At 43.1% G+C, this 12,636-nt stretch carries 14 protein-coding genes and 1 riboswitch; all 14 genes read right to left on the bottom strand.

All coding sequences use genetic code 11. From position 1 onward, the window contains the following. Window positions 1–27: 27 nt before the first annotated feature. Window positions 28–714 carry a septum site-determining protein MinC gene (gene minC, locus PQ478_RS16535; protein WP_012959905.1) on the bottom strand — a complete coding sequence of 229 codons (687 nt, stop codon included), beginning with the start codon at window positions 712–714 and terminating at the stop codon, window positions 28–30. 277 nt (window positions 715–991) lie between these two features. Then, window positions 992–1,516: a rod shape-determining protein MreD gene (gene mreD, locus PQ478_RS16540; protein WP_289234893.1), complete on the bottom strand. Its 525-nt coding sequence runs from the start codon at window positions 1,514–1,516 to the stop codon at window positions 992–994. After that, complete coding sequence (mreC, locus tag PQ478_RS16545) at window positions 1,516–2,388, bottom strand: rod shape-determining protein MreC (protein WP_075681300.1); 873 nt, start codon at window positions 2,386–2,388, stop codon at window positions 1,516–1,518. The genes mreD and mreC overlap by 1 nt, the downstream gene beginning before the upstream one ends. Window positions 2,389–2,401: 13 nt before the next feature. Next, window positions 2,402–3,442: a rod shape-determining protein gene (locus PQ478_RS16550; RefSeq protein ID WP_012959908.1), complete on the bottom strand. Its 1,041-nt coding sequence runs from the start codon at window positions 3,440–3,442 to the stop codon at window positions 2,402–2,404. A gap of 218 nt (window positions 3,443–3,660) precedes the next feature. Next, the gene (gene radC / locus PQ478_RS16555; RefSeq protein ID WP_012959909.1) at window positions 3,661–4,353 is read right to left on the bottom strand and encodes a RadC family protein; all 693 of its coding nucleotides are present in this window, start codon (window positions 4,351–4,353) and stop codon (window positions 3,661–3,663) included. Window positions 4,354–4,417: 64 nt separating this feature from the next. After that, entirely contained in the window at window positions 4,418–4,999 is a 582-nt protein-coding gene (locus PQ478_RS16560) for a Maf family protein (RefSeq protein ID WP_289234894.1), read from the bottom strand. A gap of 146 nt (window positions 5,000–5,145) precedes the next feature. Further along, a complete protein-coding gene (locus PQ478_RS16565; protein WP_289234895.1) occupies window positions 5,146–6,291 on the bottom strand; it encodes a hypothetical protein in 1,146 nt (381 codons plus the stop codon). Between the two features lie 128 nt (window positions 6,292–6,419). Continuing rightward, complete coding sequence (locus PQ478_RS16570) at window positions 6,420–7,199, bottom strand: hypothetical protein (protein ID WP_289234896.1); 780 nt, start codon at window positions 7,197–7,199, stop codon at window positions 6,420–6,422. After that, window positions 7,196–7,786, bottom strand: a complete 591-nt coding sequence (locus tag PQ478_RS16575; protein ID WP_289234897.1) for a hypothetical protein — start codon at window positions 7,784–7,786, stop codon at window positions 7,196–7,198. Before PQ478_RS16575 ends, PQ478_RS16570 begins: the two co-directional genes overlap by 4 nt. Next, entirely contained in the window at window positions 7,786–8,766 is a 981-nt protein-coding gene (gene pilM, locus PQ478_RS16580; RefSeq protein ID WP_289234898.1) for a type IV pilus biogenesis protein PilM, read from the bottom strand. Before pilM ends, PQ478_RS16575 begins: the two co-directional genes overlap by 1 nt. Window positions 8,767–8,814: 48 nt before the next feature. Then, entirely contained in the window at window positions 8,815–9,576 is a 762-nt protein-coding gene (locus tag PQ478_RS16585) for a prepilin peptidase (protein WP_289234899.1), read from the bottom strand. A 75-nt stretch (window positions 9,577–9,651) separates the two neighbouring features. Continuing rightward, the gene (locus PQ478_RS16590; RefSeq protein WP_289234900.1) at window positions 9,652–10,113 is read right to left on the bottom strand and encodes a type II secretion system protein; all 462 of its coding nucleotides are present in this window, start codon (window positions 10,111–10,113) and stop codon (window positions 9,652–9,654) included. 91 nt (window positions 10,114–10,204) lie between these two features. Beyond that, window positions 10,205–10,288: riboswitch (cyclic di-GMP riboswitch) on the bottom strand. An 88-nt stretch (window positions 10,289–10,376) separates the two neighbouring features. Then, window positions 10,377–11,585, bottom strand: a complete 1,209-nt coding sequence (locus PQ478_RS16595; RefSeq protein ID WP_289234901.1) for a type II secretion system F family protein — start codon at window positions 11,583–11,585, stop codon at window positions 10,377–10,379. Beyond that, a complete protein-coding gene (locus tag PQ478_RS16600) occupies window positions 11,586–12,626 on the bottom strand; it encodes a type IV pilus twitching motility protein PilT (protein WP_289234902.1) in 1,041 nt (346 codons plus the stop codon). Window positions 12,627–12,636 lie beyond the last annotated feature (10 nt).

Consider the following 12,636-nt stretch of genomic DNA (forward strand, 5'->3'; position numbering starts at 1 on the left):
GCTCATGACCCCTTTCTATACCACGCTTCATCCATCAATAATTTGTGAATCATTCTTTTGAAGATTAGGACGCTGACGCATCAAGTCTTGAACTCTCTCAAGCTTAAAACTCTCGGCCTCGCTATCAAGATAAGCACTCGCCATTGCCACTCCTTTGTCACCCTCATCAAACTGGTGAATCTGATCGGCAATCCTGAGTTGCGTGGGACTCATAAGTGCTGCTGCAACAACTGCTTTCGTATCTCCTTCAAAACCTGCATGAGCCACTCCTTTTAGAGCACCCATTATATACACATTTCCTGTCGCCATCACAGTCCCGCTCGGGTTCACATCTCCAATTAACAAAAGGTCGCCTCGGACTTTTAGAACTTGTCCGGAACGAACCATTTTTGTAAGGGTGACGACTTGTGATTCCTGCCTTAACAGCTCAGCTTCCGCTTTCGTTAATACATCTGAATGGATTTCTTCAATAGCCAGGTTTCGGCCTTCCGTTATAATGCTTGATATTTCTTCGGCTTGATCTTCTGTTAAATACCGATGTCCTACTTTCACATTGACCATCACATCAGGTTCATCTGATCCTTGGTAATGCTTTGTTGAAAGCTTTTCTTTCAGTTCCTCTAGTAAACTTTCATAGGAACAGCGGTCATCTAATAAAAAGTTCAGACCATCTTTCGTTCCTTTTATCGTAACATGTTGTTTTTTCTGCGTCATTCAACGTTCACCTCAGACACACACGCATTAAAGCCTGTCTCAAATCTATTTACTACTAAAATATCGGAAGAATCTCGCATCGATTTCTGTCGTTTCCATTCATTCGTTCGACCGTCTACTTCGACCCATTCGTTCAACCAAATTATTCAACAAGTAGGAACATGAGTAAAAAGGCTCAAATCGGTGATTGATAGTTTTATTCAACATGTAAGGGGCTAATCCCTCTTTCCTAACTAGAACTCTGTTAATATTTTTTTGTTTTTGTCGATTTAGAGCCTTAACGCTCACGAAGCCTCGAGTTATGCTGAACATGTATGCAAAGTTTCTTCACCGGATAGAGCACCACAATGGCTAAAGCTCCGTTTAAAAGCAGGGTAGGCAAAAGCCGGTCAAACACAAAGGCTTGGCCGCCCATATCTGTAATGCCGATTAAACGAAACAATCCATATTGATAATAATCAAATAATGCCACAGCGACAAGGGCAAGAAGAATTGGCACGAGAATACTATCTTGGATCTGCTTATAAGACAAAGCAAAGACGTAACCAACAACAGCAAACCCAAACACATACACACCTAAAAGTTCGGTATACACTACATCATATATAACCCCAAAGCACAGCGCATAAACTAAGCTTGTGCTTCTTCCTGTAAAGATCCCGATAAACACAAGCAGTACAACAAGAAATCTCGGAACCATGATGAGGTCAGAACCGTATCTTTCCGGCATGAAAAATGGATATAAACTTCCTTCAATGACTAGAGCAAGCAATAAAAGTGTGGGAAGATAGGCACGGCTCACTACTGATCCTCCTCTAATATCTCTGGATCAACAGAGGTACTCGTACGCTCGATTACGTAAACATAATTTAATGAATAGTAATCTGCTGTAGGTTTAATATAGGCATTTTGAGTCAAGCCGTATTCATCCGGCTCTACCTCAACCACTTCACCGATTAATAAACCTTCAGGGTACACTCCCCCAAGTCCAGAGGTTGTAACCATTTGCTCTTCTTCGATCTCGGCCTCAATATCGAGCTTCCGCATAATGAGGAGACCACGATCCTCGTCATAGCCTTCAATGAAACCATTTAATGCTTGATCACCGACAATTTTCGCTGAGACTCGGTTGGTCCTGTCATTATCAGATAATAATTGCACAAATGAACTAAATTGACTTGTCCGTTTCACTTTACCAATTAAGCCGCCTTGAGAATCAACGAGCGCCATATTCGGTTCAATGCCATGCTGGCTTCCGCGGTTGATGGCAATAAAATCATTCCAGCGGTCAGGATTACGGTGAATCACAACGGCTGGTCTCATTAAGTAATCACTTAAACTTTCTTCAAGGTTGATCATTTCGCGCAAGGTTTCATTCTCATCGCGAAGTAAATTACGTTCTACGGAGATTTGGGCGTATTCTTCAAGACGTGATTTGAGAAGTTTATTTTCTTCATACACGCTGCGAATATCAGATACGCTCTCAAAGAAACCCGCGACAGAATGTGCGGGTTTTGAGAACATAGACTGCACCCATCCAACCGTATCTCTCATAAACTGCTCTGGCCGTGTTGTATTCTCACGATCAGAAAGCGAATAACCAATCAGCGCCATCAAAATGATAATGCTGACAAGAAGAATAATTAATTTTTTGTTTGAGAAAAAGGATGGCATGCTAGACACCTACTTACGATTTTCTATCAGAACGAGACGTTATCCCAGCTTTTGAACGGAATAAATGTAGATTTTCAAGCGCCCTGCCTGTTCCGATGGCCACACAATCTAGCGGATTTTCAGCTACGATTACCGGCATGTTTGTTTCATCGCTTAATACGCGGTCAAGATTGCGTAATAAAGCTCCGCCGCCTGTTAGTACAATTCCGCGGTCGATAATATCAGCTGCAAGCTCAGGCGGTGATTGCTCAAGCGTATTTTTCACTGATTCTACAATCGTCGTAACTGTATCTTCAAGAGCTTTGGAAATTTCTTCTGCTGTTACAGAGATGGTCTTAGGAAGTCCTGAGACAAGATCACGTCCGCGGATATCCATATCATCTACGCCTTCTGGTGCTCCTGCTGTTCCAATTTCCATCTTTAACGTCTCAGCTGTACGTTCACCAATCATCAAATTGTATCTCTTTTTCACATACTGAATGATTGCATCATCCATCTCATCACCAGCCACACGGATTGATTGGCTCGTAACAATTCCGCCAAGTGAAATAATGGCTACTTCAGTTGTACCGCCGCCAATATCAACAACCATGCTCCCGGTCGGCTCCCATACAGGAAGATCTGCCCCAATCGCTGCTGCAAACGGCTCTTCAAGTGTATAAGCCTCTTTTGCGCCCGCTTGTTTGGTTGCATCTTCTACCGCGCGTTTCTCAACCGCTGTAATCCCTGTTGGTACACAAACCATCACTGAAGGCTTACGAGTGAAAACTGAACGATTCTTAACTGTTTGGCGAATAAAATACTTAATCATTGTAGCTGTTGTATCAAAATCTGCGATAACGCCGTCTTTCATCGGACGCACAGCCACAATATTTCCTGGAGTACGACCAATCATATTCTTTGCATCATTTCCTACTGCTTCAATTGAACCTGTATCTGTACGTAATGCAACCACTGACGGCTCACGCACTACGATGCCTTTCCCTTTAACATAAACAAGTGTATTAGCTGTTCCTAAATCAATTCCAATATCTTTTGAAAACCCACCAAACATCTATGTATCTCCCTTCAGACTGATCTGAAATCATAACCTTTATTATATCGAACATTTCTCAAATATTATATCGAACATTTCTCAAAAAAAATAGCCTTAAGTTCCCCGACACAAAATTTCCACCTTTTGTTTCATTTTAAAATAATGTGAAACACGTGAACTTCTACCAAAAGGGCTATCTACCCTTGATGAGACCCTTAACTACCTATGATCTATTTCTAAATGATATGGCCCTGCTCTTTTAAACTAATGAATTTGCGATCGCCGATAATGACGTGATCTAATAATTCGACACCTAATACCTTGCCTGCTTCATTCAGCCGCTTAGTCACTTCTATATCTTCAAGGCTTGGAGTGGGGTCGCCTGAGGGATGATTATGCAAACAAATGATTGAGGCAGCAGAGCGTCTTAACGCTTCTTTAAACACTTCTCTGGGGTGTACAATACTCGCGTTCAGACTGCCAATGAATAAGGTATGACGATGAATGACACGGTTTTTCGTATTCAAATAGAGAGCGATAAAATGCTCTTGCGTTAAAAATCGCATATCTTCCATGACAAAATTGGACACATCCTCAGGAGAACGTATCACATATTTTTCTTCAGTCGGGACTGCGTGGATCCGTCTGCCGAGTTCCATCACTGCTTGGATCTCTACTGCTTTCGCTGTTCCAATTCCATTTATATGACATAATTCTTCGATTGTCGCTGTCCGCAATAAAGTCAGTCCGTCAAACGAATCTAACATTTTGCCGGCAAGCTGCAGGGCAGACTCTTTTTTTGTCCCATTTCGAAGAAGGATCGCGAGAAGCTCTTGATTGGTTAATACATTGGCGCCTTCTTTAAGCATTCTCTCTCTTGGTCTTTGATGGGTAGGAAGATCTCTAATGAGGAGGGTGGGCAGCGTCATGTCTTTCTCCTTTCGGTATAGAAGAGTATGGGGTTGTCAAAGATCAGTTCGTTTATTATCAATATTAGGGTGAATCAATATTAGGGTGAATATTGAAGCGCTTGAGTTCTCTCATCGTTTTCGCTAAAGGCAGACCGACAACTGTATTGTAGTCTCCTGAAATCGAATGCACTAAATAGGCACCGAATCCTTGGATTCCATATCCTCCTGCTTTATCAAAGGGTTCACCTGTTTCGATATATTGGTCGATATCTTCTTCAGATAATGGATAAAAATGAACAACGGTTTCTTCAAAAAACGTCGTCACTTCTCCCTTTTCACAAATAGCTACACCTGTCAGAACGGAATGATCGCGGTCAGATAAGGAAGTGAGCATCGCTTTTGCATCCGCGGCGTCACTAGGTTTACCTAAAATCTGATCATTACACACTACGACTGTATCTGAACCTAACACAACCGCATCAGGATAATTTATTGCCACAGCTTCAGCTTTTTTACGTGCGAGTTCACAAACAACTTCACTTGGGGTTAACTGGGGATTTACGGTTTCATCTACATCACTTGTTTGAATGGAAAATGTATAACGAGCCTGCTTAAGAAGCTCTTTGCGCCTTGGGGAACCGGAGGCTAAAATAAAGGGTTTCATGAAGGGTCACCTCAACAATGTTTTTCTTCATTGTACAAGGTTATGTACAGAATACCAAATAATCCTAATAACCACAATCGAATTCAGAACATTCAAACGAAAAAGCCTAAAAAGAAGTGAGAGTCTTCTTTTCAGGCTGAATGATCTTAATAAAATTCTACGACCTGCTCGTATGCCAGTAATACACGCAGCAACGACTGCTGAGCCTTCCATAATTCTTTTTGGTCGTTTGAATTGATAAAACCAGCGAGATGTCCTAGCGATGAATCAAGCTCGGTACCAAGCAGCAATGTCGATGCTTGCGCCGCCTCAGGAATTTCTGCAAGCGCCTCTTCTCTTCCTTCATGAAGAGCCGTCAGCTCCATTGTAACAGCTTGAATGTCCGCATCTGAAATACCAGAACCTTTTGCAAGGCTGTTTGTCGTGAGGGTCAGCATGCTGTTAAAGATAGATAAGGCATCGGTATACCATGCCGCTGAATTCTCACTAGCAGCAGCTAACCCTTCTCCGCTGACTTGATAAGATTTTAAATACGTTTCTTTACCTTCGTTTTCTAGAATGGCAGCAAGCGACGTTGTATCTCCCCTGTCAGCCCCTAGTCCAACAAACAAATAAAGAGGATCTGTCGTATCTGTTAACACAGCAGCTAGTCCGCTGTTGTGAAACACTGACACCATTTCTTGCCCCTTTTCAACTGTGGAGAATGCTCCTCCTTGAATCACTTCTACACTTAAAGAGGGCAAACCGCCGTCTATCGCTTGGAAAGCAGGTGCTGCCTCAGGACTCGCTTGTTGAATGGGCTCACTTACCGCTGCATTCTCCCCTCCCCCTGTAAAGACATTTAACACAACGACTCCGAAACTAACCCCGACAATAATGGCAGATAATATAATGGCTATAGGTATGAGTGAAAATGATTTCAGCGAAGAAAAATTAGGCAGCGAGGGAAGTGAAAACGTAAACGAACGCTGTGATTTCTTTTTTCGATTGACCGGAAGCTTCGGTCCGCTTTCACGGTTTCCATCATCCCAAAAAGGACCTTTCCCCTTCTCTCGCTCTGTTTGCCGCTCGGTAAAATCAATCACATTATCAGGCTTGGGTATCGGGGCATCCTCTAGCTCTTCTTCATGCCGTTCCTCCCTAGCCGCCGTAATTTCTTGTTCTGCTTCATTAAACACTCGGTCTTGGCTTTTGTATTCTTGTTCTTCTTCATGCAGATCGTATTCATGTTCTTTGTATTCTTGTTCTTTGTTGTTCAAGCGAATTGATATGGTGCGCTTGTCCCTCTCCATACAGCACCTGCTCCTTTCAACATGTTCTTACTCCTAGTCTATTAACGGAGGTGAAATGATAGAACGAGAGAATAGAAAAACTAGAATAAACTAACTAAAAAAAGAGACGAAGAAAAGGATGTCTTCGTCTACTGGTTGTATAATGGCGAACTCTTATTAGCCGGTCTTTGATAATCAACTTGCGGAAGTTCTTGCTCTAAATCAGGCTCATCTAATGGATAATAAAAAGCCGATACCGTCATCAAAAATTCAAGCGCTTCCTGCTCATCTTCGACTAACACTCGCTCACTTGGGGCTGCATACGTAATCGAATCAATGCTCATTAATCGATCATTACGATCTAGTTCTTCAGCAAATCGTGCTAGCCCTGCATATTCATTTGTTCGAACGCGAAGCACAAAACGAATCACTTCCAGCCCTTCTACTGACGAGGCAGCTGCAGGAGGTGCTGATGGTACAGGTTCTTCTTCCTCCTCAACCTCAATCAAGTCCTCTAACTCTTCTGGCTCATTATCTTGTGCAATCCCCTGCTCAACCTCAATAGATGTCTCCCCCGTCTCGCCAAACCAGACTCCTTCTGCTTCATCTTGTATGTCGATAGAGAGGATATAAGCATCAGCAATTCCTTCTGCTCTCGCAAAGGTCAATAATAGCTGGTCAACAAGCGGACGCACCGGAAGCTTACGCTGCACCATCATCGAGGATTCAATCACTTCTAACGGTTCCTCTTCTGCCTCTTCAATCACGCCAGCTAACTGCGCCTGTTCATATTCAAGCTCCACCAGGGCCGCTTCTTTTTCTAGCTGCACAGGACGGATAAAACTAAAAAACAGCCAGATAAGAAAGCCGATTAACAGCAAACTGCAAAGAGAAATCCATATTCGTTTATCCAGCCGTATTTCTCTCATTGTTCATCACCTAAAGATCGACCTTCATCTCGGTCTAAAGTTAATTCAAAGCTTGCAAGGTACCGTGATTTCACTTCATCAAAGTTTATATCATGCTGCTCATCGTCCAGCATTTCATGGCTGTCAATGACAGAGAGTCGTACTGATGTTGTAAGTGAACTGCTCTCTAAAGCTTCATGGTACTGGGCAATTTCTTCTAATCTATCAAAATGCACACCCACTAGAATGGAATGCGGCTGTGTGTAAGTGAAATATTGAATGAAACCGCGCTCAGGCAATAGAGATACGATGTAGCTCGCGACAGAGGATGCGGGGATGATCTGCCCCTCAACAGCGGCAGCTGCCGTCTCAATCTGCTTAGCATCTGTCCATTCAAGCCCTGTCAGCTCCTGCCTTATTTGAGCAGACTCCAGCTGAACGTTGTAGACTTGGTCATTTACCACCTGCACCTCTTGTGTCAGATGGCGCTGGAATAAGAACGTCGTTAACACCGCTAAAAGCAATAGAAATAAAAAGGCCCCTGCATATAAAATACTCGTATAATTTTTTTTAGGCTTTTCGGGTAATAAATTTACTTCAACGAGCATTAACGATACACCTCTTTTTTCAACACAAGGCCTTGGGCATCATAGTACCTTACCGGCGCATCATTTTTCGTTTGCTCAGACAAGCCAGTAATTTCAAGCATGAGCCGATCACTAAACGCTGCCTCAAATTGAGAGAGATAAGGATGATCGCCACAAAGCAGCATTTGGCCCATTTCTCCCTCGCCTTTTAACACATTAAACTGATAGAAATTCATTACTTTTTCTACTTCACGGACACATTCTTCAATGGCTTCTTCCATTTCTTCCTCTTCCTTTGTCCATGCTAGACGGGTCACATCCCCTTCACCTGTTAAAGACCAGCCTTCCTGGTCAAGTTCTGAGAGAATCGTGCTTAAAAATAAAGGATGATGACCTTTAAAAATAGTAATCGTTGTGACCATTGCGTCAATCTGCACTTGAATAACATAGGCTCCCGTCTCAACTTGTCCATTTTCAAAAAACAATCGGTAAGCTGAAAGCGTTGAAAGATCAGCTGCATTCGGTTTCAAATGGACTTCAGAAAAGGCATCTATGTATTGATTAAGAACGGATTCTCTCGAAGCAAAGAGCAGTACTTCCTTTTGACCGTCACGCATCCCAATTACTTTAAAGTCAAAAATCGGATCATCAAACGGCAGCAAAAGGCTCTCTCCTAAATCTAAATAAAGCTGCCCTTTCACTTCTTCATCGGGAATTGTCCCATCGATAAAGTGGGTGCGAATAATCGTATGCTGCTGCGGCAGGCAAAATTGTATCCGTTGTCTTTTAAGCTTCCATTCCTCCACACATTCAGCCAAAATCGTCACAAAGGTCGTCATGTCTTCAATTTGGCCGTTAACGACAATCCCAACAGGCAAGTAGCGCTCTTTTATTTGAGAGATTTGCAAGAGATCTGGCTGCTTGCTTCCTATATATCGAATAACATGATCTTTAATAATAAAGGCATGCCGCTTTTGGTTCGGTTGTTGAAAAAGGTTCATCTTTTATTCACCATTTCTCTTTAAAAATAACTTCTTATACGTAGTTTACTATAAGAATAGACCTATGTACCATTGGACTAGAGAATTTCCATAAAAATATGCCGTTAGTGCTCCTAGTACGATAAAAGGGCCAAATGGAATCGGCTTTTTGCGTTTTACTTTTCCAGCTGCCATCCCGATACCAGCAATGATTGTTCCATATAAGCATGAAAAGAAAAAGGCAAGCAGCACATCATGCCAGCCAAGAACAAGTCCAAGCACAGCAAACAGCTTAATGTCTCCGCCACCCATTCCGCCTCTGCTGATCACCGCAATAAGGAGCAGCAACCCAAATCCAACAGCCGCCCCCACAAGACTAGACCACCATGGATCAAGCGGTGCTACCGCCAAACGTAAAAGCAGGAAGAGCGGCGTAAAAAATAATAGGATTTTATCTGGAATTAACATGTAGCGGATATCGCTGACAAAAATAATAGCAAGGAGCGAAATAAGTAAAAGAGCCACAATTAATTCATACGACCAGCCAAGCAACACGTAAGCCCCGCTGAACGACAACCCGGTCACGAGTTCTACAATCGGGTAAAGCGGAGAAATTTTCGTTCCACAGCCGCGGCACTTCCCCTTTTGAAATAGATAAGAAAAAACAGGGATCAGCTCCCGCGTTGATAAATCACGGTCACAGGTTGTACAATGCGAGCGCGGGGCGACAATCGATTCCCCCGCCGGCACACGCAGCCCAACCACATTAAAAAAGGACCCAAACGTCAGGCCGAAGACAAATAAATAACCAATAAACAACCAATCAACCATCAAGGCCTCCTAAGGTGTAAGGATTTTCTGAATTTGTGTAGTGAAAAAGCCTATCGAGGGGATAGGCTTTTGATATTATTCATCATCTTTACAAATATTATCTCTAGAGTCGCTACTGAGATCTTGGGAGCTAAGACCCTCAAAAGTACTTCCTTCAGTCCCTATATTACATTTTCCACCAGAATAAGTCATTGCAATGTTTGGAGTATTGTTCTCAAAACCAACAGTATAAGTTACTTCCCCCTCCCCCCAAGGGTTAACAAGTTCTTCATGATATTCTGCAATAGCTCCATTAGTTGTAGAATTATAAGTAATACTACTATCAATATTACCACCACCTGCTGAATACAACCTTGCAGCATTCAACACTTGTTGGGCATTTGATATTGCTGAGTCCTTCTTACTATTCTCAATAATATTTCCAATACTCGGCACTGCAATCGCAGCAATAATTCCTAAAATCACAACAACAGCCAACAGCTCAACCAACGTTAAGCCTTTTTCATTCTTCGTCTGTTTCAACCATCTTTTCATCATCTTCGTATCCTCCGTTTTTCATTTTTCATCTGTTCACGCGTCTTCAGTAACTCTCTGCAACATAGAAAAAACCAATCCTGCATGTAGTCATGACAAAATTGGCCGGTTGCACTAGCTGCTCCAAACTACCCAAGTGCCCATGTACAGATAGCTTTTCATCACGTTCCATATGAAATTCGTATACTTTTATAAGTATAAATGTCTAGTAGATTGGTTCTACAGAAATCATACTGGCAAATCCTTCATTTGTCTAGCAAAATTTTCTATCCAACCGCATCAAATATTTCAAACATCGGAATTGCTATCGCTGCGACAATTACACCGACCACAGCTGCCAAAATGACAATCATAACTGGCTCTATTAATGCTTTAATTTGGTCTGTTCCCGCTTCTACTTCTGAATCATAGAAATCTGCTACTTTATCAAGCATCGTATCTAGTGACCCTGTTTTTTCACCGACTGCAATCATTTGCGTCACTAAAGGAGGGAATACCCAATGCTTATGCATCGGTTCTGCAATCGATTCCCCTCGTTCTAATGAATTACGAGATTCGCGGATCACTCGGGCAATTACTTCGTTTCCAGCAATCCTCTCTACAATTGAGACAGACTGCAATATCGGCACAGAGCTTGAAAACAGCGAGCTTAATGTTCTTGTCATTCGCGCGAGCGCTGCTTTTTGCAGCAGCTTTCCGAAAATCGGCATCCGCAGAATAAACAGATCGCGATAATACCTAAGCTCCGCTCGGTCATTCACGATTTTCAACAGCACGATAACTAAAATAACGGCCAGCGGCAGAAGCCACCATAGTCTGCTGAATATCTCTCCTGCCTGAAGCACAAGCACTGTAATCATCGGCAGCTCGGCATTAAAGCTTGCGAACATATCAGCAAATGTTGGGACGACATAGGATAATAGAAAGATCACAATGATGATCGCCACAAAACCGACCACAATCGGGTACGACATTGCAGACATCACTTTCTGTTTTGTTTTATGCTGTTTCTCATAATAGCTCGCAAGCCGCTCTAGGATATCATCTAAATTACCGCCAAGCTCGCCTGCTTTGGCCATATTTACAAATAACGGCGGGAACACTTTCTTTTGATTTTCAGCCGCTTGTGAAAACGGATTCCCCGCACGTAATTCGTCCTCTACATCATGTAGGGCTGCTTTAAGTTTTTTAGAAGACGTCTGCTCACGCAAGATTACAGTAGCATCAACCACTGAGATCCCCGCTTTTAACAGCGTCGCAAACTGCCTTAAATAAATCACAAAATCTTGTGAGCGCACTCCGCCCGCACCTAGCTCGATTTCCATATCGAGAATACTTTTGGATTCATTCAGCTCTCTCACAGCTACCCCGTCTTCTCTCAGGATGAGACGAGCCTGCTTTTCTGAAGGAGCCTTCACTTTTCCTTTCTTCACATGTCCTCGCCGGTCACGTCCTGAATATTTATAAACGCCCATTTACATCCCACTTTCACTTACGTACGCGCTAACTGTTTCATACTCCACCGCACCTGAGTCGACTAATTCTTTAATTGACATCTCAAGCGTATGCATCCCGCTTGCACGGCTCGTCTGCATCACGCTGGGTATTTGGTGGATTTTCTCGTTGCGGATAAGGTTTTTCACAGCTGCATTATTCACTAGGATTTCCGTTGCCGCTCGTCTTCCTTTTCCATCTGCTGTTTTAAATAACCGCTGAGAGATAACGGCTCCTAAGACGGAAGCTAGCTGAATGCGGACTTGCGGCTGCTGCTCTGGCGGGAACACATCGATTACACGGTCAATCGTTGCCGGGGCATCCGTTGTATGCAATGTCCCTAATACAAGATGTCCTGTTTCTGCTGCCGTGATTGCAATCGAGATTGTCTCTAAATCACGCATTTCCCCTACTAAAATAATATCAGGGTCCTGCCTTAAGCAGCCTCTTAGCCCGTTTGCAAAGTTTTGCGTATCAAATCCCACTTCACGCTGATTTATAATCGAGCGTTTATGCTTATGTAAATACTCAATCGGGTCCTCAAGCGTAATAATATGTTTATTTGATTGTTCATTGATCTCATTAATCATTGCAGCCAGAGTGGTCGACTTCCCGCTACCGGTCGGACCTGTTACAAGCACTAGTCCTTGAGGTTTTTGGGCAATCTCTTTTAACACTTCAGGCATCGAAAGATCATCGAGTGTAGGAATTTTCGTCGGCACAACTCGGATCGCAAGACATACACAGGAGCGCTGGAAGTAGGCATTCACACGAAAACGCGACACTTTCGGAATGCCGTGTGAGAAGTCAAGCTCTCCCCGCTTTTGGAACACCTTCCACAGATTTTCCGATAAAATCGCACGTGCCATTCCCTCCGTGTCAGCCGGCTTTAACACGGTTTCTCCGTGATGAGCAAGTTCCCCGTTTATACGGATGACAGGCGGCACCCCAACCGTCAGGTGAATGTCTGAGGCACCCATTTCAAACGCTTCAATTAGTAAAGATTCCAGCTTTTCTTTCATCTTATCACTC

It is taken from the genome of Alkalihalophilus pseudofirmus (genome assembly GCF_029094545.1).
GTDB classification, from domain to species: domain Bacteria; phylum Bacillota; class Bacilli; order Bacillales; family Bacillaceae_D; genus Alkalihalophilus; species Alkalihalophilus pseudofirmus.

Coding starts and splice junctions, on each gene's coding strand:
- minC (WP_012959905.1), bottom strand. CDS start 714: ATGACGCAGAAAAAACAACATGTTACGATAAAAGGAACGAAAGATGGT.
- mreC (WP_075681300.1), bottom strand. CDS start 2,388: ATGCCATCCTTTTTCTCAAACAAAAAATTAATTATTCTTCTTGTCAGC.
- PQ478_RS16550 (WP_012959908.1), bottom strand. CDS start 3,442: ATGTTTGGTGGGTTTTCAAAAGATATTGGAATTGATTTAGGAACAGCT.
- radC (WP_012959909.1), bottom strand. CDS start 4,353: ATGACGCTGCCCACCCTCCTCATTAGAGATCTTCCTACCCATCAAAGA.
- PQ478_RS16560 (WP_289234894.1), bottom strand. CDS start 4,999: ATGAAACCCTTTATTTTAGCCTCCGGTTCCCCAAGGCGCAAAGAGCTT.
- PQ478_RS16565 (WP_289234895.1), bottom strand. CDS start 6,291: ATGGAGAGGGACAAGCGCACCATATCAATTCGCTTGAACAACAAAGAA.
- PQ478_RS16570 (WP_289234896.1), bottom strand. CDS start 7,199: ATGAGAGAAATACGGCTGGATAAACGAATATGGATTTCTCTTTGCAGT.
- PQ478_RS16575 (WP_289234897.1), bottom strand. CDS start 7,786: ATGCTCGTTGAAGTAAATTTATTACCCGAAAAGCCTAAAAAAAATTAT.
- pilM (WP_289234898.1), bottom strand. CDS start 8,766: ATGAACCTTTTTCAACAACCGAACCAAAAGCGGCATGCCTTTATTATT.
- PQ478_RS16585 (WP_289234899.1), bottom strand. CDS start 9,576: ATGGTTGATTGGTTGTTTATTGGTTATTTATTTGTCTTCGGCCTGACG.
- PQ478_RS16590 (WP_289234900.1), bottom strand. CDS start 10,113: ATGATGAAAAGATGGTTGAAACAGACGAAGAATGAAAAAGGCTTAACG.
- PQ478_RS16595 (WP_289234901.1), bottom strand. CDS start 11,585: ATGGGCGTTTATAAATATTCAGGACGTGACCGGCGAGGACATGTGAAG.
- PQ478_RS16600 (WP_289234902.1), bottom strand. CDS start 12,626: ATGAAAGAAAAGCTGGAATCTTTACTAATTGAAGCGTTTGAAATGGGT.